Source organism: Cupriavidus sp. D39 (assembly GCF_026627925.1).
Classification (GTDB): Bacteria; Pseudomonadota; Gammaproteobacteria; order Burkholderiales; family Burkholderiaceae; genus Cupriavidus; species Cupriavidus ulmosensis.
On the sequence record NZ_JAPNLE010000009.1, the window covers coordinates 2591397 to 2611494 of the forward strand.

22 protein-coding genes and 1 pseudogene are annotated in these 20098 nt (G+C 57.2%); 8 read left to right on the top strand and 15 right to left on the bottom strand.

What is annotated here, in order from left to right; all coding sequences use genetic code 11:
- Positions 1–293 precede the first annotated feature (293 nt).
- Positions 294–773, top strand: coding sequence for a hypothetical protein (locus OMK73_RS24195; protein ID WP_267604250.1), 480 nt, complete (start codon positions 294–296; stop codon positions 771–773).
- Between the two features lie 180 nt (positions 774–953).
- Positions 954–1940, top strand: coding sequence for a site-specific integrase (locus tag OMK73_RS24200; protein WP_267604251.1), 987 nt, complete (start codon positions 954–956; stop codon positions 1938–1940).
- Positions 1941–1980: 40 nt separating this feature from the next.
- On the opposite strand, the gene OMK73_RS24205 is transcribed toward OMK73_RS24200, so the two are convergent.
- Positions 1981–2799: a hypothetical protein gene (locus tag OMK73_RS24205; RefSeq protein WP_267604252.1), complete on the bottom strand. Its 819-nt coding sequence runs from the start codon at positions 2797–2799 to the stop codon at positions 1981–1983.
- A gap of 242 nt (positions 2800–3041) precedes the next feature.
- Between OMK73_RS24205 and OMK73_RS24210 the strand changes: the two genes are divergently transcribed.
- On the top strand, positions 3042–4373 hold the full coding sequence (locus OMK73_RS24210; protein ID WP_267604253.1) for an IS4 family transposase: 1332 nt from the start codon (positions 3042–3044) through the stop codon (positions 4371–4373).
- Positions 4374–4864: 491 nt separating this feature from the next.
- Here the strand turns inward: OMK73_RS24210 and OMK73_RS24215 are convergent, their stop codons facing one another.
- From OMK73_RS24215 to OMK73_RS39355, 10 genes are all read right to left on the bottom strand, one after another.
- Positions 4865–5326: a hypothetical protein gene (locus tag OMK73_RS24215; protein ID WP_267604254.1), complete on the bottom strand. Its 462-nt coding sequence runs from the start codon at positions 5324–5326 to the stop codon at positions 4865–4867.
- On the bottom strand, positions 5326–6114 hold the full coding sequence (locus tag OMK73_RS24220; RefSeq protein WP_267604255.1) for a hypothetical protein: 789 nt from the start codon (positions 6112–6114) through the stop codon (positions 5326–5328). Before OMK73_RS24220 ends, OMK73_RS24215 begins: the two co-directional genes overlap by 1 nt.
- A gap of 15 nt (positions 6115–6129) precedes the next feature.
- Complete coding sequence (locus OMK73_RS24225) at positions 6130–6591, bottom strand: hypothetical protein (protein ID WP_267604256.1); 462 nt, start codon at positions 6589–6591, stop codon at positions 6130–6132.
- Between the two features lie 492 nt (positions 6592–7083).
- A complete protein-coding gene (locus OMK73_RS24230) occupies positions 7084–8388 on the bottom strand; it encodes a glycoside hydrolase family protein (RefSeq protein WP_267604257.1) in 1305 nt (434 codons plus the stop codon).
- A complete protein-coding gene (locus OMK73_RS24235) occupies positions 8385–9971 on the bottom strand; it encodes a hypothetical protein (RefSeq protein WP_267604258.1) in 1587 nt (528 codons plus the stop codon). The genes OMK73_RS24230 and OMK73_RS24235 overlap by 4 nt, the downstream gene beginning before the upstream one ends.
- 256 nt (positions 9972–10227) lie before the next feature.
- Entirely contained in the window at positions 10228–10731 is a 504-nt protein-coding gene (locus tag OMK73_RS24240) for a virion core protein, T7 gp14 family (protein ID WP_267604259.1), read from the bottom strand.
- Positions 10724–10921, bottom strand: coding sequence for a hypothetical protein (locus OMK73_RS24245; protein WP_267604260.1), 198 nt, complete (start codon positions 10919–10921; stop codon positions 10724–10726). Before OMK73_RS24245 ends, OMK73_RS24240 begins: the two co-directional genes overlap by 8 nt.
- Before the next feature lie 667 nt (positions 10922–11588).
- Positions 11589–11810: a hypothetical protein gene (locus tag OMK73_RS24250; RefSeq protein WP_267604261.1), complete on the bottom strand. Its 222-nt coding sequence runs from the start codon at positions 11808–11810 to the stop codon at positions 11589–11591.
- 73 nt (positions 11811–11883) lie between these two features.
- Positions 11884–12111 (bottom strand): helix-turn-helix domain-containing protein, encoded by a 228-nt coding sequence (locus OMK73_RS24255; RefSeq protein ID WP_267604262.1) that lies wholly within the window; start codon positions 12109–12111, stop codon positions 11884–11886.
- A 789-nt stretch (positions 12112–12900) separates the two neighbouring features.
- Positions 12901–13005, bottom strand: coding sequence for a hypothetical protein (locus tag OMK73_RS39355; protein WP_420715563.1), 105 nt, complete (start codon positions 13003–13005; stop codon positions 12901–12903).
- A gap of 81 nt (positions 13006–13086) precedes the next feature.
- On the opposite strand from OMK73_RS39355, the gene OMK73_RS24265 reads away from it, so the two are divergent.
- A complete protein-coding gene (locus OMK73_RS24265) occupies positions 13087–13848 on the top strand; it encodes a hypothetical protein (RefSeq protein WP_267604264.1) in 762 nt (253 codons plus the stop codon).
- On the opposite strand, the gene OMK73_RS24270 is transcribed toward OMK73_RS24265, so the two are convergent.
- The gene (locus OMK73_RS24270; RefSeq protein ID WP_267604265.1) at positions 13825–14430 is read right to left on the bottom strand and encodes a recombinase family protein; all 606 of its coding nucleotides are present in this window, start codon (positions 14428–14430) and stop codon (positions 13825–13827) included. The two genes, OMK73_RS24265 and OMK73_RS24270, sit on opposite strands and share 24 nt — an antisense overlap.
- Positions 14431–14835: 405 nt before the next feature.
- Here OMK73_RS24270 and OMK73_RS24275 point away from each other — a divergent pair, with 405 nt between their 5' ends.
- The 4 genes from OMK73_RS24275 (at position 14836) to OMK73_RS24290 (ending at position 17894) form a co-directional block, all read left to right on the top strand.
- A complete protein-coding gene (locus tag OMK73_RS24275; protein WP_267604266.1) occupies positions 14836–15345 on the top strand; it encodes a DUF4145 domain-containing protein in 510 nt (169 codons plus the stop codon).
- Between the two features lie 335 nt (positions 15346–15680).
- On the top strand, positions 15681–16019 hold the full coding sequence (locus OMK73_RS24280) for a hypothetical protein (protein WP_267604267.1): 339 nt from the start codon (positions 15681–15683) through the stop codon (positions 16017–16019).
- The gene (locus tag OMK73_RS24285; RefSeq protein WP_267604268.1) at positions 15983–16984 is read left to right on the top strand and encodes a hypothetical protein; all 1002 of its coding nucleotides are present in this window, start codon (positions 15983–15985) and stop codon (positions 16982–16984) included. The genes OMK73_RS24280 and OMK73_RS24285 overlap by 37 nt, the downstream gene beginning before the upstream one ends.
- A gap of 250 nt (positions 16985–17234) precedes the next feature.
- A complete protein-coding gene (locus tag OMK73_RS24290; RefSeq protein ID WP_267604269.1) occupies positions 17235–17894 on the top strand; it encodes a hypothetical protein in 660 nt (219 codons plus the stop codon).
- Between the two features lie 238 nt (positions 17895–18132).
- Here OMK73_RS24290 and OMK73_RS24295 read toward each other — a convergent pair whose 3' ends face one another.
- The 3 genes and pseudogenes from OMK73_RS24295 to OMK73_RS24305 form a co-directional block, all read right to left on the bottom strand.
- Positions 18133–18630: a DUF4411 family protein gene (locus OMK73_RS24295; protein ID WP_267604270.1), complete on the bottom strand. Its 498-nt coding sequence runs from the start codon at positions 18628–18630 to the stop codon at positions 18133–18135.
- The gene (locus tag OMK73_RS24300; RefSeq protein ID WP_324291822.1) at positions 18627–19148 is read right to left on the bottom strand and encodes an ImmA/IrrE family metallo-endopeptidase; all 522 of its coding nucleotides are present in this window, start codon (positions 19146–19148) and stop codon (positions 18627–18629) included. The genes OMK73_RS24295 and OMK73_RS24300 overlap by 4 nt, the downstream gene beginning before the upstream one ends.
- A gap of 6 nt (positions 19149–19154) precedes the next feature.
- Positions 19155–20075, bottom strand: a pseudogene (locus OMK73_RS24305) (ISL3 family transposase); the annotation flags it as partial.
- Positions 20076–20098 lie beyond the last annotated feature (23 nt).

A 20098-nucleotide genomic window follows, 5' to 3' on the forward strand; every position in this document is an offset into this window, starting at 1 on the left:
TCAAATTCTTCGTCCACCCATGCCCCCGACTCGTCGTTCATTCGCGCTCGAAAATCTAGGAGTAAACGCGAGTCCGCGCGAGTTTACAACCCCTCCCGCCCAAGTCCCATCAAATTCTGGCCGCACTGCGCCCGGTCAGGACGCTGGACTTCTGTATAAGGAGATGCTCTATAGGGGGTGGGCGACACGCGGGGAAGCGGCTAAATATGGGAAAGGATATTCGCTGTTAGTTAAGCGGCAGTGGCTTGCCAAGGTGACAAGTGGCACCCAGTAGAAAAACTCGGAGAGGGGCGATGAAAGCGATTGGCCGCGCAGCATTTGTACTGGTATTTCTTGTAGGCGTGATTGCGGTGGGGCTCCTCGCTATCAAGGGGGTTGCTTGGGCTGCCACTACTTGGCTCCCTGCCCTGATAAAAGCAGGGTGGCTAGTGCTCGCGGTGGACGTACTGATTCTCCTCCCGCTGTCCATCTTCAAGCGCTTGCGTGGATTCACTGGCGGCGGCATCTTCGCGTCGTCCTACCTATTCGGCCTCATTACATTCTTGATGGGTTTCGTAACCACTTGGATGCTCTGGGGGAAATGGGCGGTAATCGTCGGCATCCTGATGTTCGGTGGGGCCGTGGTCCCATTTGCGCTGCTAGCCGCCTTGTTCGATGGGATGTGGGGCCTGTTCGCTACGCTTCTGAGCCTCTGCGCCCTAACGTTCGGCGCAAAACTGGTAGCGGTGATGCTGTGGGAGTCACGCCCAGCCCCTGACACTATTGACGCTTAGGCAATAACGCGATTGGGGCCGCACTAAGGTCCCAGCAGCCGCAGAGCAGCGGGAAGCACAGTGCATGTCTTTCCCTTGTGGAACGCTAGGCCCGAACGGCGAATATCAAGTCTACTCCCGGGGCTTCATCAAGCCCCCTCCCGCTTGCTACGGTCACACCCTCTGTCACGCAGGGGAGTCATGCCCACGGTTCGAAAGCGCAACAGCGGACGTTTCCAGGCCATTGTCCGTATCAAGCCGCACCCCGACTATTCCAGAATGTTTGATAGCGAAAGCGACGCAAAGGCGTGGGCCGCTGAGCTGTCTGAGCAATTGCAGGCTGTACGCAAGGAGCGGAAGATACGCGCCTCCCGGTCCCTGACTCTGGGCGACGCTCTAGCAAAGTATGCTGAGGAAGTCTCATCAGAGAAAAAGAGCGCATACCATGAGCGCAAGCTCATCAGGGTGTGGCGCGCGCACCCACTGGCCGCTCGGCCGCTGAGCGAAATTCGCGGCGTAGACCTCGCGCGGCACAAACAGACTCGACTGAAGGCCGGAAGGGGCGGAAATACCATCCGGCTGGAACTGGCTATTATCTCGCACCTGTACACCGTAGCCAGGACGGATTGGGGTCTGGACTATCTGGTCAATCCCGTAAAGACCATGCGAATGCCAAAGCTGCCGAAGGGCCGAGACCGCAGGCTGAGAAGTGGGGAGCTGGAACGGCTGCTCCAGCATTGCAAGGGAAACGGTGATACAGCCCTTGCCGCCGCTATGGAGTTGGCAGTGGAAACGGCCATGCGCAGGAGCGAGCTGGCGGGTCTCGTGTGGTCTGTTATTGATCTGAAGGACCGCACGGCATACCTCGCAGATACAAAGAACTCAACGTCACGCACGGTCCCGCTCTCCCTGCGTGCTATGGCCGTGCTCGAATCACTTGAGAGGAAGAAGGAACGCGTTCTAGGACTAAAGCCTGACACCATTTCCCATCGCTTCAGCGCGGCCTGTAACGCCTGCGGCATTGAAGGCCTACGATTCCATGACCTCCGGCACGAAGCAGTCTCGCGGCTATTTGAAAAGGGCTTCAGCATGGTGGAGGTGGCAACCATCACCGGACACCAGACAATGCAAATGCTCAAGCGATACACGCATTTGGACCCGAGGACGCTGCTGGACCGCCTGGGGTAGCTCAGCTAGACCACCCAACTCTGCCTTTAGTTGCGCTCTTTTAGTCGTTAGCGGGCTGGGGGAGCCCCAGCTTGTGATAGAAAAAAGCGCGCAGTTTCATCTGAAGTTCATCCAATACTTCCTGCGGTGCAACTTCCCCTTCGTAGGGGGACAGCGCTTGCTCAACTATCGCCCTGATGTGAAGCCCATCAGCCCGCGCATAGTGGCGAGAAAGCAGGCCAAGGAAGCGAGCTTGATATGCCTTACGCGCAGACGCATCTGGCACCTCCGCGCCGGAGCCAAATGGCGGCAGAACGTGTGCATCAAAATGTGGGTTCCGTATCTCTGCCGGATTCCCCTCCCGAGTGGGGTCGACCAAGTATGCTAGCTGAAATTCTTCGCCAGCAAAGCTATCAGACAAACGAATCAGAAATGGAATGCTTCCAAAAAACTGAACGATACCATCAACGCAGCCGCCCGTTGAATAGACACCGACGAAGTGATCGAACTCTCCAATACTCGGTACCGAGAAGTTCTCGTCAGTCGTAGCCCATCGCACATAGCTGCATGCTTTTCCCCTTCCTTGCAACACAAAATTCCTAACGCTATCAAACGCTGACGACAGAGCCACCTCCGTCATCTCCTCCCCCAGTAGATTGAAGGCCGATTTCAATGCACCGCGGAAGAAATCGTCGCCTCCCAGGCCAGACCGAAGCCTGAATCGCTCGGAGCAATACGTTTCCTTCACGACCCTTTTCCCGGTCAACTCACTCGGTACAATCGAATGGGAGGGATACCTCTCCCGCAGTTGAGCCAGCGCCCATCCCAGTTGCCTTTCATCACCAAGAGCGATATCTACATCGAAGACGTCGCCATCCACTGTCGGGGCGGAAAGTATCGGTCGTGCGATTTGCGGAACACCACCCGGCTGAAGATGGTATTTGTTTCCATTGCTGCCTTCGATATTCCTAAGAATAGGCCCACTCTCCCCTCTACCCATCTCCTTATACAGAAGTCCAGCGTCCTGACCGGGCGCAGTGCGGCCAGAATTTGATGGGACTTGGGCGGGAGGGGTTGTAAACTCGCGCGGACTCGCGTTTACTCCTAGATTTTCGAGCGCGAATGAACGACGAGTCGGGGGCATGGGTGGACGAAGAATTTGAGGTGCTGGATCTTGGCGATCCAAGGCGGGACCGACGGGCGAAGGGGCTGCTGAAGCGACTGGCTGCGAGGCCGACTGCGAGCATTCCGGGCGCATGCGAGGACTGGGCAGAGACCATCGCTGCCTATCGATTTTTCGGCAACGAGGAAGTCGAGTGGACAGACATGATGCAGCCGCATTGGGAGCGCACGGCAGGGCGGGCGCGGCAATTCCCGGTGGTGCTGTGCATTGCAGACACGACCGAGCTGAACTTTAACGGCCAGGAGATCGATGGGCTCGGGCCCTTGAGCTACGAAGCGCAGAGGGGGATGTATCTCCATCCGACCTATGCTGTGACGCCGGATCGGGAACCACTCGGTGTGATCGACGCCTGGATGTGGGCCCGGGAGCCGCTGGATGCAAACGGGCAGCGGGTTGGTATTACAGAGAGCGTACGGTGGACTGAAAGCTACGAACGCGTTGCAGAACAGGCCGCGATGTTGCCTGAGACTCGCCTGGTCTACGTGGCGGATCGGGAAGGCGATATCGCTGCGATGATGGAGCGTGCTAATGAGCTCGGCAATCCTGCAGACTGGCTGATACGTTCCCAACACAACCGCAGCCTTGGTGAGACAGGCAAGCTGTGGGACACGGTAGACGCCAGCGAAGCTCTGGGGGAGATCGGCTTCATCCTGCCGGGGCGCGCAGGCCAGAAGGCGCGCGAGGTCAAGCAGGAGTTACGTGCGCAACGCGTGAAGCTGCCGGGTAAGACGGGGCCCGCCGTCACCTGCATTGTGGCCCAGGAGATCGGCGCCCCGGCAGGCGTTACCCCTGTCGTGTGGCGACTGCTGACCAACCGGGAGGCGCAAGATACAGATGCCGTCGTCGAGCTGATCGATTGGTATCGAGCCCGGTGGGAGATTGAAATGTTCTTCAATGTCCTGAAGAACGGGTGCAAGGTGGAAGCTTTACAGTTATCCCACATGGACCGCGTGGAACGGGCTCTGGTGTTTTACATGGTCGTGGCGTGGCGCGTTGCCCGGCTGATGCGTTTGGGCAGAACCTGCCCTGACCTGGACGCGTCGCTATTTTTTGATGCCGATGAGATACGAGGCGCGTATCTACTCGCGAAGAAGGCGCGTCCAAAGACGCCCGTCACGCTCAATCAAATGATTCGCTTGATCGCGTCACTGGGTGGTTTCCTGGGCCGCAAGAGTGATGGCGAGCCCGGCGCCAAAACGATCTGGATCGGCATGCAGCGAACCATGGATGCTGCGTTCATGATCCTGGCGCTACGGGCTGAGGACTCATGACTTCTGTATAAGGAGATGCCCTCTACCACCTCGGGTCCCAAGCAGGTTTCTTATCTCCCGCAGCCCCTTCTCCAGAGCAACGTCAATAGTCCTACCGAACAAGTCCTGTACCGGGTCAGACGATATGCGCTTCGATGTCCAGCGCGCCCCAAGAAAGTTCTGCAGGATGTGTTCACCCGCTGCTTCGTCAAAATCTTCGAGGCTGTATATGCACCTATTCATGTTCCTTTTCGCCAAGTTCGCGCCAACATTGCCGACAGCGGATACGTTGCTTTAGCCCGTACCCAATGGCTAGCTTACCTTACGACCCCCACTTATGGAACTGAGAGACAAACTATAGGTATATAGGAGAGACTGGCTAGCGATTGCCTGAGCAGTGGAACTATTACTGGTACTCACGCTCAGCCACAAAGCAGTGACAGCCAGCAGCGTCACCAGTGGCCTCCCCAAAGATGCCTGAGCATTGACAACTGGATAGCCTGCTGATTACCTCACTCTACAGTTACCAGTCCTTCCAGCCCTGTATGTAGCTTGAACATTGCCAACATTGCAGCCTCGGCTTCATCAGCCAAGTCTTCCCTGACAACCAGCGCATCGTGAACCGGAAGAGCGACTACCCCCTTGTCGCGGAGCGCTAGCAGGATGTCAACGATGATATTGCTCTCCACGCGCATCGCCTCCATGCCCGCCCTACGATAGAAGTAATCAGCGATTGGGGTATTGTGGTCTTCAATGGCTTTGCAGACACGCGACATGCTCATGCCATCTGGCAATGGGCTGGAAATGTCTTCCAGGCGATTGAACCTGCTCCCCACATGGGTCATAGCTCCGAAGACTTGCTTCACCAAGGAGCGATGCTTTAACAGGCTAGGAACAGCATAGGCATCGCCAATGAATGGCATGCCAGCCATCCCGTAGATGATGCGTGGTCCCATCTGCGAGAAGTCCAGCATTATTGTATCCATGCCATCAATGAGGATGTCCCGCCTCTCCCGCTTCCCCATTTGCTGCCAAAACCCGCCACCCAATCTCCCCCGTGGTCAAAGCGGCCATTGTTGAACACGCGGTGCATCATGCGGTCCTGAGGGTTCACGCCGGGGATGTCTTGAGCTAGCTCGATGTCGGCCTGAGAGAGCCATACATTGAGGGCTGCAATCTGGCTGCGGAGGGCAATGGTCTCCTCAGTGTCTTCATAGCGCACAAGCATGCCCTTCCCTTGGACCTTCTCCGACCTGAGGACAATGACCTCCTCCAGACCATCCGTACCGAAGTCGGAGAACTGTAGGTCCAGATGGGAGGCCCGCTCCAGGAGCCGCTTGGATGCCCTGAAGGTGGTCTGCTTGATAGATGCGCCCCGATACTTGCAGACATCCCCCAAGCGAACCTCCAACAGACCACACCCATCCAGCAGGTCCATGACCATCGGGAGCTTGTCACCCATGACCGAAGAGCGGTAACGACACCTACGGCCCAGCACGGTCTTTGATCGTGATGCGGTGAGCCACTCTCCAGGCTTCGTCAGGTTCCGCAGCAGCGCATCACAGAGAAGCGCTTCCGCTTGCCGCTCAAAAACATCTTGGTCAGCGGCACGCCGCGCCCGTGTGCGGGGCATTACTGCTGCCTCATGCTTCTCCATCTCGGAAACAATCGCCCCAACGAACTCCGACAGGTCCGCCAACCTAGCAATCCGGTGGGGATTGAACCAGCGGTCTCCCAGCCCCTTCTTTTTCTTCTGGATCATCTAAACTCCTAGCGATTACTGTGCGTGCCTTGGCCCCTTCAGCGAGGTCAGCTTCTTGTCCTTCGCCAGTTCCCTCATCAGTTCCCTGCCGACTGCCGTAACGAATACCACAGCACGCCCATTCACATCTCTGGACTCGAACCAGCGGCGGTCTCCAGCGCGGGCCTTGCGTGGGACATACTTCCCCTGCCTGCGAATCAGATAGCCGAGGTCATGGAGGTCCCGGCTTACGGCAATCGCATTGATCCCATTGAGGGTCTTGGCGAAGTCGATAAGGGGCACTGGCGGCTCTGGGTTCACGGGCGCATCCCAGTCAATCCAAGCAGGGCCGGAGGACTCCCGGACCTTGCGGGCCGCAGCGGGGCTAGCAGCATTCGGGTTATTCAGGCCCGCAAGGGTGGCGGCGGCCTTGGCTTCGGTCAGTTGGTCTTTTCCCTCCCACGGCGGCAGGGATTCATCTTTAATGGTGGTGTTCATGGGTCTTGTGGAAAGGAATAGGAGCCCGCGAAGGGCTCAGGAAAGCAGCCAGCCGCACTCAGGCCCAAGGCTTCACAATGCCAGCGCTGTAGCCCAACGCCTCCGCCAGCCAGGCTGAGTCCGCAGCCTCAGGGACCAGAGCAAGAAACTCAGGCTCCAAGCCGGGGCATCCATACCAGCCGCTAGTGTTCAGAGAAGTTGCACAGTCCGCAGCACTTGGAAATAGCCAGTACCAAGAGCTATCGCCTTCAGCGGTGCGGATGAGTCCTGACACGGCAACAACACCGCGAAGCTCTGCCATCGTCCGAAAGTGTTGGGGGCCATGCCCTGTGACTAGCTCACCATCAGCAAAACGCACGTGGCCGTATTCCGAGCGCGCAATGGCGCCCATGAGCGCATCCAGTGCGCCCTGTTTGGGTTCATTCATAGGTAACCTGTGAGAGGGTAAAGAAAGGAAAGGGCCAGCGCAAACCGGGGAGGCCCAAAGGGGGATTACTGCGAAGTGCGGGAGGCTTCCCGGATGCCCTGCACGAACGCGCTGGGTCCCGCCATCATCAAAGACCGAAGCTTATTTCTTCGTGTGTCCTCCACGCGGTTCCCTTCGGAATTCACGTAGGTGACCTTAAGCGCATCCCTGAAACCCTGCGCATCGCCCTCAGCGAGCTTCCAGAGGGCTGTCTTGAACTGAGCGGGATTCCCTGTCTGATAGGCAACATCCGCCAAGGCAGCACGCTGGCCCTCGCTCATGTTCGCCCACATGCCAGGCTTAATGGCATCCACGGACTGCTGTGCGAGGGACTCATAGCGCGGTTTGGTGACCCGCAGGAGGCGAGCGGCTTGCTCAGGGGTAATCTGCACAGTGCCAGCCTTGATGCCATCCAGCTTCTCCACGGGAATCCCAGCACGCCTGAAGTCCTCCGCAACGGTGGCCGCGTTGGCATTCAGGTTGTACCCGTAGCCGATGTTGTTCCCGGCTTTCGGGTTCGGGTCAGCCGTGGCTTTGAGTACCAGCCCTTCGCCCATCGCAGTGAGGGCTGCGAAGTGTTCGCCCTCAGCCACAAAGGAGGCAGCTTGATTCACCTGAATCTTCGAGCCCTGTCCGGTAAGGCGGGACCCGGCGAGGCCGGTAAAATCGGGCCTGTCCATAGGGAAGAGAACCCGCCGCGCGTTCGCAACAGAGAATGCCTTCTCCCGGACCTGCTCCATCTGCGCCGTGGTGGTCTCATTGATTTGCCTGAGGCTCCTGGCCTTGGCGATTACATCAGAGCTTTCGGCTAGGTCCTGCGCGGTTGCAGTACCTGCACTCAGCTTCTGCTTGAGGGCGCTGAGAGATGATCGCTCGGTGTCGCTTAGTACCTTCTGGGCTGCATGCTGGGAAATGATTTGGTCAAAGGTCACATCCTCCAGCTTGTGGATAGGATTGCCATTCACGAAGGCTCGGAGCTGGTACTGTCCATCCTTGCCATGGACGAGGCCCACGGACTGAATGGGGTCACGCTGACCGGTGATGAATCCGCCAACGGCGTCCATAGCGCCATGAATCAAGCCGTCATTGGGAACCATGCCGTATTTCACCTGCGCCTTCTTCACGTAGGCCGTAACGGCTTCGGCAACATCCGCGCTGGCCCGGCCCTCAGGCACCTCCACATTGATGCGGTTGGCCTGGTCATAGACGAAGGCAGAGCGGACACGATTGACGATATACCTATCGGCCTGCTCGGGGGTGGCATTTGGATTCCGCAGGTAGTACCGTTGAAGATCAAGCTGTGCCCAATTGGTTACAGCATTCTCGTTCACTGCCGCCCCCTTCCAAAGCGCTCGGCTACCCAGCCTGTAATAGGCCAGTGCTGCCAACCTTCGGTGGTCAGGTTTGCGACTGTCTTGGCTGTCTGTGCTTTCCATTCAGGGTTGCTGGTGAGTTCCTTGGCGGCCTTGACCGCTTCGGCGGAGACAGACCGATATGCATTACCCACTGCGGTCTGCGCGTCGATGCCGCCTTGCCTGTCCTTCACATAGGAGCCGTACACCGAATCGGCCTTTTCATCGAAATACAAGGCGCGAACTTGGTCCGGCATGCCAGCATAGAGCGCGGCTGCAAGCATGAACTGGCTGGATGGCTTGCCGTCCTTGGGCGGTACAGCATTAACCGTACCGTCAATCATGCCCTTCAGACGTGAGTTAGCAATGTCGCTCCGGCCAGACCGCCCGGTAATGTCCACAATCGAGTGGATTGCCTGGCGCACTTCAGGGGCTTGTGAAAAGTCCCCGCTCTGCTGCGCAGACGCGGCCCGAATTAGTAGATCAGTATCAGGGCCTGTGGCGGTATCGATGGCTGCCTGAGCGTGTTCTTTGGTAAGCCCCCATGCTGTACCGTTACCGACAGCTAAGACGGACTGCGTGGTTACCTTCGCCTTCTCTGCCAGCTCTTGGTCACGCCGCCACGCGGACAGCGCAGCGTTCGCATCATGGAACTGATTGAGGGGGCCGATGCGGCTCACGTAGGATTCGATAGATGGAGCATTGCCAGACTTGGCCGCTTCTTCATCCGCTACGGACTGCTTGAAGAAGTCAACCTGCTGACCCTGCTGAATCCGCTTGTTCTGCTGACTGACCGCCTGTTCCCGCGCCGATGCAATGTGCGCCTTCAGCTTCGGATTCATATCAGCCATCGTCAGGCCCGTTGCGGGGTCCTTGTGATTCGTGAAGATGTCGAACAGCTCAGGCTGACCGCCCGCCTTGGACGAATTCATCTGAGCTTGCTGGAAGACCATCTCCGCAACCTCCGCGCGGGTCTGTAGGCCCATCTGCTTGCGCACGGGCTCTACGTCATTGACCAGCGCTTGATACTGTTGCTCAGGTGTCTTCGAGGGAGCCATTGCGGAGCCCACGAGGGACGATAGAGTCTGCGTGGCGTTCTCCTTCAGGCGCTGAAGTTGCACCTGGCGGAAGTCACTCCGGACGCTAGCGGCGGTCGCAGCGATGGACTTAGCAACAGCCTCACGGATGGCCGGGTCAGTGATGCCCTGCGTTTGCTCGCGGGTGTGCTGGGCGAGGAAGGCTTCGGGGTTGAAGTCCTCCGCGTTCTTGCCCTGCTCGTACTGGCCCAGGATGTCATTGCTGATCTGGTTACCAATCTTCGCACCGACAGCCTGGCGGTAGCCCGCTGAGAACGTAGGGGCAAACGCTGGGTCTACCTTCTGGTCCTCAGGGAGCGGTGGAACCTGAATAGGGCCGTGCTCAATGGGGCCAAGGGTGTCCGCTAGCTGCCCCTGCGCGGTGCCCGCCTTGAAAGCTGCATCAGCTTCCTTGGCTCCCTGCACCTGTACGTACTGCTCAAGGGCAGGGTTGAAGCTCTTCAGGCCGGTGATGAGACCGTTCAAGGTCTGGTCCTGAATGGGCGCCGCAAAGGTGTCTACCGGGCGCGCTTGGGGTGTCGAAAAGACTTGGCGCTGGGCGGCGCTAGCGGGGCCTTGGTGGCGTTCAGTGATGGACCGAGGAAGTTGCTGGGGGTCAGGCATAGGATAGCGAATAGTGGAAAAAGAAAGAGCCCGCTAAGGGCTCAGAATCACGAAGAAACAGATAGGCTCATGCAGAAGCATAAACATGGGAGAGGCAGCACAAGCACCGCCTCGCACCTCAGGTAGAACCCTTCACTGCTGCGCTCTTGGCCTGGTCGACCTTGGCTTGTTGACTTACGTATGTCCCCGCGATTTGCAACCCAGCCCCGATGAGGCTCGGCTGCTGAACTTGGGACTGGCGGCTTACGGCTGTCGCATAGCCGCTACGGGCTGCTTGAGCGAGTTGCTTTTGGGCGGCTTGGGAGTTGCCCTGAATGGCTGCAATGTCTTGCCCAGCGCTGAAGTTGGCCTCATTGGTTACGCGGTCGTTACTGCCACCCGTGGTTCCAGACTCGTTCGCTAACGCTTGAAGATGACCGGTCTCAATCATGGCTTGGCGCGCGCGCTCAGACATCTGATCCTTCGCCTGTGTGTCCTGCTCGACCTGCTGATTGCGGGTCTGGACCACGTTGTCATCGTAGGCCGCTTGAATTGCGTTGGTCTGCTTTCGTGCTGACTCACCTTGAATGGCCAAGCCCGCAATCGCAGTAGCAGCGGCAACAATGGTTACCGGCTCACACATTCGAGGGGCTCCGATGGAACAGCCAGAAGGCCTCGCCAGGCTTGCCGAACCCAGAGCACACGTCGCCAATGGTGAAACCCAAGTGCTTGAGCCATTCAACGGTGGCCGTGTTGTGCTCGCTAACGGCATTGCAGAGCATGCTGTAGCGGCCCTCAATACTGCTCAGCCAAGCTCGGGGATGTTCCAACATGAGGCGCGGGTGTCGCTCCACCTCAGGGGCACACAGCATCCAGACCGTCCCCAGCGTGCCATTGCGGCCCACACCGATGATCCCGATTACCTCTCCGTCCTTGAGGCAGGACCAAGATTCATCGGAGAGCCTGACGCCATCTAGGAGGCGGTCAACGATTGGCCGGTCACTGACCCGGGCGAGTTCATCAAGGTCACTAGCGCGAAGCCGAGGGGCCAGTGCTGCGGCGTCTTCTGGAGTTGCTGGGCGGTACTTGAGACCGTCCGGAGTGGGCTCAGGGGGCCACGATGGCGAGGGCTTGCCTCGCTTTGCGCGATGGTTGGTAGCTGACATGGGTTTAACTGGAGGATGAAAGGGAAGCCGCAGGGATGGCAGATGCCACCTCCACGGACCTGACCGGCAGGGAGTGTCTATCCCCCAGTGGCGCTGAATTGGTCAGATGGGAAGCGCCAGGAAATGCGTACGGGCGGTAATTCAGCGCACGAATTCATGTGCTGCCCAAATTTGCCCTATTGCGAGAGGGAGGTTTTAGAGGCCATTTCCCCGCTAGCCCTTATTGGGCAAGGCTTTATGGGTGCCAGAAACACAAAAGCGCCAACCGATGACCGGAAGGCGCTTTGTAGGGAGACTGCTGGGGCCGCTTGGGGGCCTAGAGCGAGGGTGGGTTTTAGCCTTCGACGGAGGCAGTGACCAGCCAGCGGCGCAGGATGAGCATTTCCCAGCTACCCTTTTCTTCCCCTGCACACGCTTCGAACAGGCGCGGGGTACGGTCGCGGGTTACATAGTCAGGGCAGATGTGCAAGGCACGCTTGCCGATGCGGAGGAAGAAGCTGCGGGAGCCGTCGATGGACAGCGAGAAGGGAACGCGGGAGATGCTGAGGATGGACATGCGGGACCTTTGCAGGTATTGGGGCTTGCGGGATGCTCGCCACACAGGGAAGCCATGATAATAACCCAATGGGTTACAGGTCAACTAGTTTCTTCTCGGGGTGCCTGCCCAGCTTCAGAAGCAGCAATTCCCACACAGCAAGGGGAATCCCGCGATGGTTCTCTGAATCCTTCGGGAGGACCCACTTGTGAACAGTTAGCTTGGATACGTGGACAAGCGCTGCGAAGTCCTCGCGGCTCAAGCCGGAATCGTTCAGCAATGCGCGTACTTCTTCAGGGGTGGGCTGCTTGAGTTCAGTCATGGGGGCCTAGCGTGGTCAGTAATGAGTGACTGAAGTTTACGCGCTCCCGGTTGAAGCCGTAAATGTAGGTGAGCTATACAAGGCTAATGGGGGGTACAAAAAAACTTTGCGTCTCCTATAGTCTGGACTTCGGCATGGCTGAATCGACCGAAGTTAGGTAGCCAAAAACGAACAGCAGCATTCCTTAGGGGTTGCAATGGCTCTTGAATACCGGAACTTGGATGACGTGACGCGCCAGCTGATGGCTGCTGAGGTAGCCGAGGACTTGAGAGGAAATAAGCTCTATTTCAGTCCTAGGCTGAGTCCAGTTGGCCGCGCTGGCTGGGCTGAGCTATTCGCGGAGGCGATTAACGCGAACCACGATGACTGGCTAGCGCAGGAGATTTACAGGCGCCGCTTTCTGAACGAAACGGAGGAGCGGCACTACCCCGCCACCGGAACGGTGTCCGTAGCAAAGGTCCCTTCCAATGCCCATGAGGTACTGGCTGAAGGGGAGTTCAATCGGTTCTATATGCGGGGCATCTGCCTACGTGCGATAGACATCAATACCCGCCCAGTAGCGTTCCGAGCGCGCTATTCGGAGAAGCCTCGATCAGAATCCGAGAGGCTCATCGGACAGGCGTTTGAGCCAAATGCTCTACTTGCTGCGCTTCGAGCTGAGCCCTATGTTGACAAAGCGCTCGGCATGCCCCTGGCCCGAATTCCGGATTGTCGATTTACTTACCGGCCTAAGTGCCCATTTGAAGCCATGGGAGGGAGGCGGAGAGATTCCCTCCCCAAAACGCTGGGTCACGCTGCGCTGGATACGGCCGTCTCCCGAATCCGCATGATGGTCGGCCTGCCGGTGTCGAACTCTCGCGCCAACGCCGATACAGCTTCCCCTTGAGCTAGCATGCGGCTAACTTCCCCCGCTGCTCATTGGTCTGCGCTAATGGCTTAATATGGTCTCCCTACAGATTTCTCCGGAGCCCATAAGTGGAAGCAGACAGCCCAGTCTCGGTTCGCCAGAATCCCCCAACTGCCCAGCGTATTTTTTCAGCTTTGCTAAGCGCACGCGCGGCTATGGGCGTGCTGCTGACTGTCAGCGGCTATTTTGTTGGGACCATGTACTATTCGCGGTACCTGGCGCGCTTCCACTTGGACAACCAACTATTTCCCCTGGACGCATCCGGCAATTTCGTCATGGGAGCTGTTGCCGTTTTCAGGCTGAGTACGCACATCCTGCATTCACTCAATACGCACCCGTTTCTGTCGCTGCTTGGGGCGCTTGGTTCAGTTCTGTACATAATGTGCTTGGCCGCCATATTCAGCACCAAGCCGCGCACAAGCCTGGCGCCAGAAAAGAGCAGCAAGATGCGTCAACAGATGCGCGACCTTTGGGCAACAAAGCATTGGCTTCGAGCTGGTGCAAAGGGGGCACTGATTGCAGGCTTCACTGTCTACGCCACTTTCGTCTTCTTGCTGGCAGTTATTTTCGTTATCGCAGTCCCTGCCATCATTGGTCAAACCGCTGCCGACCTCGCGTATGACGAAGCGGTAAAGGCGTATGCCGGAGGCTGCGAGAAGCCCGGGAAGGCCGTTTGCCTCCGTTTGGACCAGGACAATAAGCCAGCGGTTGAGGGTTTTCTCATTGCCGCGTCGCCCGATCAAATTGCCCTCTATAGCTCCGGAACTGTCAGCGTCGTCCCCATGAAGGGGAACAGGCTCGTATCGTTAGGATTGGCTCCCAAGCGCTAGCCCCCCAGCATCCGCTCCCTCAGCCTGCCTCAGATATTGATATAGGGTCTCCCTGCTGATGCCTAGGTCACGCGCAATAGCGGCCTTCTTATCGCCCGCTGCAGCCCGCTGCTTCAGAGTGGCGACTTGCTCAAGGTTCAATGCGGCCTTGCGGCCCTTGTACACCCCTTTCTCCCTAGCGATGGCGATACCCTCACGCTGGCGCTCACGGATCAAAGACCGCTCGAATTGAGCAAAGCCGCCAAGCATGGTCATCATCAGGGTAGCCATAGGGTCATCGCTCTGGCCGCTGAAGGTGAGCCGCTCTTTCACAAACTCCACGCTCACATGCTTAGCGGTCAGCTCACGGACCATGCGCAGGAGGTCTTCAGTGTTCCGCGCCAGGCGGTCCATCGAATGCACCACCAGCGTATCGCCTTCCCGCACGTAATCTAATGCCGCTTGGAGCTGGGGCCGCTGGATATCCTTGCCGCTGGCCTTGTCCGTGAAGGTCTTGTCCACTGCCACGCCTTCCAACTGGCGGTCCGTGTTCTGGTCTACCGTGCTCACCCGCACATAGGCAACCCGCTTACCTGCGCTCATGTCCCTGCTCCCATCCCAGAAGTGTCAGAATGGACTCTAAGACCCATTACTGATTATGTCAAGAAAATCCAAATAAGGCCCTAACCTGACAGATGCGGCGGGATGATCCTGACGTCCAGTTGGCGTACACCTCAGCCTGACATTCTAAAGGAGGGCACCAAAACGGCGGAGTATCGCAGACAATACTTCCTTGCCCAATCAACCTGAATCAAGCATGGCGACCATAAATGACAATGGGCACGTTATTGCGCACTGCCCCACTTGTAACGGGGCACTAACCGCGTTCTTGATAGGGGACCCTATGCGCGGAGAGTTCGGGCAAATCTTCCGCGCCGCTGAAGGGGGCAGGAGATATACAGGCTCGCTCGATGCTCAGGATGCGGCGCTGGCGCGCTCATTACGCTAATGGGCTACGCGGATCACCGTGGCTACGTTGACTTAGTTGATTTCTACCCAGAGGCGGAAAACCGCTCAACCCTTCCTGAGGGAGTTCCAACGGGAATCGTCAAAGAATTCAGGGAAGGCGAAGAGTGCGCTGAGGCCGGATGCTACCGCGCGGCTGCGGCACTGTTCCGCTCGGTGCTAGATAAAACTCTCCGCGCAAATGGGTACAAGCTGAAGAAGGGCACGCCACTGGAGCAGCAAATTGATCTAGCCGCGTCAGACGGAGTGATCACTGCCGCGCGTCGCAAGCGTGCGCACGATGAAATCCGGACACTAGGAAACTACGTCCTTCACGAGGAGTGGCGTGAGGTTTCCAAAGCCGAGGTTGAGACTGCGCGGCAGTATGCGGCACACCTATTGCACGACTTTTACGATGATCGAGAAACGGTACTGACAGTGCTGCGCTCCAAGCAGCGCGTTGCAGATGATGACCAGCCAGTGGACGTCGATGAAGAAGCAAACGGCGAATAACGGGAGTCGCCAGGCTAACTCAGCGGCCAGCTAGAGGGTACGCGCACGGGCGTCTAATGGGCTGCACGTGTCTGAATGGCGCGGGTGCATACGCTGGCGCGCGAGGGGGCACGGGGGGAAAGCCAGGGTGTGGCTTTATCAGATACCCTCTCGGATTTTTGGGGAATTTTATTTGCCCTCCTCAACTCCATACAGTACAGTCAATTACCCCTCAAGGGTAACTACCAAAAATCAACCATACCTGATATGGTTATTATATTAACCTTACTTTCGAAAATTTAACTCTCAGGGGAAAACCTGTGGTTCAAAGCTTCGCAGATCACTTCGGAATTCCAGTGGAAGTCTTTGATGCCACGGGCGCATTTGATCCAGTGTTAAGTGTCGATACGCGCCTCTTCATTGATCCAAGCCACTTACGCCATACGAATGTACCCGAACTGGCACCCAGCTACGAGCGAGTTTCTGCCCATTTCGGGAACGTCTTACGTGTCATAGCTGGAATCAACAAGAAGGGGGATGCCTTGTGGCGCGCTGCGGACAAGATGCTAACTTTTCCCGAGGTCAACGGTCTTTGCATTGGGTACGCAAAGAACAGCACGGGCGGCAGCGGCATGGGACCCAAGCTTCGAGGCCAACTTTGGGGACAATACATGAAATTGTTCAGGCTGGCGTAAAGGACCCGGCTCTGTTTGAACTCGTGGGCGCCTTTGAGGAAAATATCGGACCTGATCGTATTAGCGACATGATCGCACGGATTATTATTCAGGACCTTATCGCCTTCACTCAACGCGTTTGCAGCGACTGTGGCATCCCAATGGAGGCACTTCCAGTCGTCAGGGGTGAACCGAAGGAAGACATGCCGAGGAATCCCTTAACTGGTACTGCAGTGATACTGGTTCCGAGAAATGTCTTACGCGACCTCCCTGTAGCAGAAGAGTTTGGCGACATCTATTGGATCACACAGCAAAATGATCAACTACGGAAGGAGATGAATCAGATTTTGGGTGATTCATGGGGCAAGGCCACGGTCACTGAGATGAAGTATGCCCTGCGCAAGTCCTTCATCAGCCAGCCAGACGCTCTTCGTGAGGTTATTGAGGCGTACCTAAAGGGGCAGAGAGATCACTACGATTTCGAAGAAGACCGCTCGGGCGAAGTCGCTTGGTATAGAGCTTCACGGCAGGTTGTAGACAACGTCCCCCTCCCGTTGAAACTCTCCGAGCAGCCCCCGCTGGACGAAGTTGAAGGAGTGGTTTTAACTATCTGCAATCACTTCAAGAAGCTCCTTGAGGACAACCAACTCTGCAAGCTTCTCTATGACAAGAATGGGCAGCGCAAGCATGAATCAGCAGCCCAACTTCTGTTCTTCGGCGTTGCCTCAGCCTACTGCCGCGCAAACAACTTGGACCTCTCGCCCGAAAGCGACGGGGGACGAGGGCCGGTGGACTTCAAGGTAAGCCGAGGGTTCGAAGGAAAAGTGCTGGTCGAGATAAAGCTGACGAGCAACTCACAGCTCGTGCACGGATTCGAGCGGCAACTCCCGATTTATCAGCAGGCGGAAAAATGCAACTCGCGGGGTATATCTTGTCATCGACAATGGAGGGGCATCCGATGCCAGGATTGGTGGATTCAGGAATAAGATCATCGACGCGGAGGGGAAAGCGCCAAAGGTCATCTTCGTGGATGGCGTCCCAAGACCCTCCGCAAGCAAGGCTGACTTCTAGAAAATCATGCCCAGTGGAGGTGGCGCCTACCGCCAAATGGGAAAGGACTATTGAGTGGGATATACAGCGGAAGATTCTGCACGGTTCGTGCATGAGTGTGGGCATACCCTAGTCGGGCTTAGCGACCTCATAGAGCGGTGCGTTATCCAAGCACGTGGGCAAACCGTGCCTGTAATTGAACATTTGCAACACGGGGCAGGCCGCCGCCTGCAAGTCATGGCTCGGGCGTTGACTAACATTTTTCGCCTGTTCCCGCCCGACATACAACACCCGATGAAAAAGGATGATCTGGAGGATGTCCAGATCAATCTGCATGCTTACTTCATTAATCTCTATGGAGTGTTCGAGAACTTCGCGTGGGCGTTCGTCCACCGCCACGGGCTGGACGCTCAACTAGACATCCGTGATGTCGGGCTGTTTCACAGGAAGACGAGGAAATTCCTCCCGCAGAAACTTGCGGAGTATGTAGTCTCTGCCCCCACGGCGCGCTGGAGGGATGAGTATCTAAAGACGTATAGGGATGCCTTAGCCCATCAGGTTCCACTTTACGTTCCACCGAGCGTCTTCACACCAGAGGAAGGCGAGTTGTTTCAACGTCTGTTCAACGACGAGATGGCGCTTCTCCAAGCTCATGAGTTTGCCAAGGCTGATGAGATGTCCGCGCGGCGGCTTGCACTTGGGAAGCCAAGCTTCGTCTTCGTTCCTGCATTTTCGAATATGAACCAACAGCGTCCCGTCTATCTCCACCCGCAGCTCATCAGCGACAGCATGACCGTGATGGAATGCGGGCAGGTTTTCTTTGATCACTGGCACCAGCACGCCTGATTGGGGCTGCTGAGTCGAGTTCGTGGTAACCTCTGTGGTAACTTTTCAACCCGCCACAGCGCGCGATCAGTCCCCATAAGGCTTTCCGGCCAGCGCCCTAAGTTCGAAAGTCCGACCCCGGGCACCACTGCATTTCCCAAGAAAAACAAGTAGATACGATACGGCCGTCCGTAGGGGAATGGGTTGCAGTTGCGGCAGTCCGTGGCCGCATCGGTGGCATCCCGGCTCGGCAAATGACTCAACCGGGCAAGACGAATTCCGCTTTGAGCGTGTGCAGCAATTCAAAAGTGTTCAGCACCTGAACGCCAAAGTGCCGACAGACGTTAGGAATTAGGAATTTCCTCTTAACGTCCGGATTGAATGCCTCATGGGTAACAACCGCCGCACCGGTCACCATGGCTTTCGCGATCAACCACGGGTCAGCACCGGACAGAAAATCTTCCAAGGCGCCCACCTTCATGCGAGGGGACTGGGCAGCAACTTGCGCAGCGACCGTAGCGAACGCCTCTTGTGTCGGCGCATCGGTTATCGGAACAAAGATTCCTGCGTGATCGGCCGCCCAGTCCCTCAGTTCGTCGTAACCACGCAACAGTTCATCCGCGATCATTGTGATGCTGCCAATTTCCCGCGTCTGATTCTTGTGCAAGATCCACTGCCAGTAGCCTGGACAGATGGCCATATGGTAGTAGCGGTTCTTCGCCTCAATGAGCGTATTGGAGTCAAGCAGGTACCTCATTCGGCCAGAGTCTCCGCATAGTTCCGTATTTTCGCTGGCTGCATGCCCAACAACTTGCCGGCATCACGAAGAAGTAATCGACCGCTCATCGTCTCTGCCAATACAGCCCGGCTGAAACGTGGACTATTCTTGGCGCCGGCGTTGCGATAAAAGCTCCCGCCGGATTTCTCCCTCTGGCGGAAGGCCTCCAGTTCCTGAAGGTAGTATTCGGAATAGTCTTCTCGACTGATATAACCGAGGTCGGCAGCGCGCCGCACGATTACTAACTTGCTGACATGAAATCGAGTAGCCAATTCCGGCAGATTCAGATGCCACTCTTCGCGACTTAGCCAATGCCGGCGGAACTCCAGCTCCGGCACCAGGAACTCGCCAGCAACTGCATTGCAGAAAGTCTCTTCTCGTCGGATATTCGCGTGCGAAACATTCGAGACACCACTGCTGCCTATCCACACATGGGCCAGTTCGTGGATCAAAGTAAAGAGGCGCGCCGCAGGTGCGTCGGCACTGTTTATGAATATGGTTCGTCAGAAAAATGTGTGGGTTGACGGAGGCTCAGGAAGATTGCCAAGTGCATGATATAGCGCGATTTCCGTCGCCCTGAAGGTTCGGAATCCGTACGATTTTCTCATGGTGACTTTGGCCTTGTTGTTCAGACCCTCGATGATGCCGCTGGAGAACTGCTTGCGCGCATGGAAGTAGTTGAGGATCAGCTCACGGTGGGCACGCACGGTGCGGGCGAACTTCTTCATTGGCTCGATGCGCGAGCGCATCACCTGAGTACACCACTGGTCGAGGAATTTTCCGGCCCAGACCGGTGAGATGTAATCCCAGAGCTGCTGGAATTCCTCTTTGAGCAGCCAGGCCCGCACGGTGCGCAGGTTGTACTGCAACAAGTCACGCATGCGCAGTCGCTGTCTGTCGGTCAGGTTTTCCGGACGTTTGAGCAGGCACCAGCGGGACTTCTTGAGCACCGGCTCGTATCCATCGCGGACCATGCGGCGTGATTCGTCAGCGCGGACCTCATCGATGGCCTTATTCATCTTCGCAACGATGTGGAAACGGTCCAGGATATTCAGCGCATTGGGGCAATGCAGCGCTATCATCTCAAGGTAGGGCTTCCACATGTCCGAGCAGACGAACTCAACCTTCTCACAAAGCTGTTTTTCGATCATGGCGAAGAACTTCGCGAAGCTTTCTTTCGTGCGCTCCTGCCCAACCCATAGCAGACGGGTGCAGCCAGCCTCGATCTGGTAGACCAGTGTGAGGTACTTGTGTCCACGACCATACTGGATTTCGTCGACGCCAAAGGCACGGATCGTACCGAGTTCGCGATGGCACAGCCCCCAGTCGACCACCCACTCCACAGCGTTGAAGACTTTCTCCCAACTGGTGCGGAAGCTTTGTGCCGTCTCCTTCCACGACAGCTTGCGTGCCCACTGCGCCAGGAGTCGGGTAGCAGCGGCGCATT

Excerpts from the sequence above, each read along its gene's own strand:
- OMK73_RS24195 (WP_267604250.1), top strand. The coding sequence starts at position 294 with ATGAAAGCGATTGGCCGCGCAGCATTTGTACTGGTATTTCTTGTAGGC.
- OMK73_RS24200 (WP_267604251.1), top strand. The coding sequence starts at position 954 with ATGCCCACGGTTCGAAAGCGCAACAGCGGACGTTTCCAGGCCATTGTC.
- OMK73_RS24210 (WP_267604253.1), top strand. The coding sequence starts at position 3,042 with ATGAACGACGAGTCGGGGGCATGGGTGGACGAAGAATTTGAGGTGCTG.
- OMK73_RS24215 (WP_267604254.1), bottom strand. The coding sequence starts at position 5,326 with ATGCTGGACTTCTCGCAGATGGGACCACGCATCATCTACGGGATGGCT.
- OMK73_RS24220 (WP_267604255.1), bottom strand. The coding sequence starts at position 6,114 with ATGATCCAGAAGAAAAAGAAGGGGCTGGGAGACCGCTGGTTCAATCCC.
- OMK73_RS24225 (WP_267604256.1), bottom strand. The coding sequence starts at position 6,591 with ATGAACACCACCATTAAAGATGAATCCCTGCCGCCGTGGGAGGGAAAA.
- OMK73_RS24240 (WP_267604259.1), bottom strand. The coding sequence starts at position 10,731 with ATGTGTGAGCCGGTAACCATTGTTGCCGCTGCTACTGCGATTGCGGGC.
- OMK73_RS24245 (WP_267604260.1), bottom strand. The coding sequence starts at position 10,921 with ATGTTGGAACATCCCCGAGCTTGGCTGAGCAGTATTGAGGGCCGCTAC.
- OMK73_RS24250 (WP_267604261.1), bottom strand. The coding sequence starts at position 11,810 with ATGTCCATCCTCAGCATCTCCCGCGTTCCCTTCTCGCTGTCCATCGAC.
- OMK73_RS24255 (WP_267604262.1), bottom strand. The coding sequence starts at position 12,111 with ATGACTGAACTCAAGCAGCCCACCCCTGAAGAAGTACGCGCATTGCTG.
- OMK73_RS39355 (WP_420715563.1), bottom strand. The coding sequence starts at position 13,005 with ATGCTAGCTCAAGGGGAAGCTGTATCGGCGTTGGCGCGAGAGTTCGAC.
- OMK73_RS24270 (WP_267604265.1), bottom strand. The coding sequence starts at position 14,430 with ATGAGCGCAGGTAAGCGGGTTGCCTATGTGCGGGTGAGCACGGTAGAC.
- OMK73_RS24275 (WP_267604266.1), top strand. The coding sequence starts at position 14,836 with ATGGGCTACGCGGATCACCGTGGCTACGTTGACTTAGTTGATTTCTAC.
- OMK73_RS24295 (WP_267604270.1), bottom strand. The coding sequence starts at position 18,630 with ATGAGGTACCTGCTTGACTCCAATACGCTCATTGAGGCGAAGAACCGC.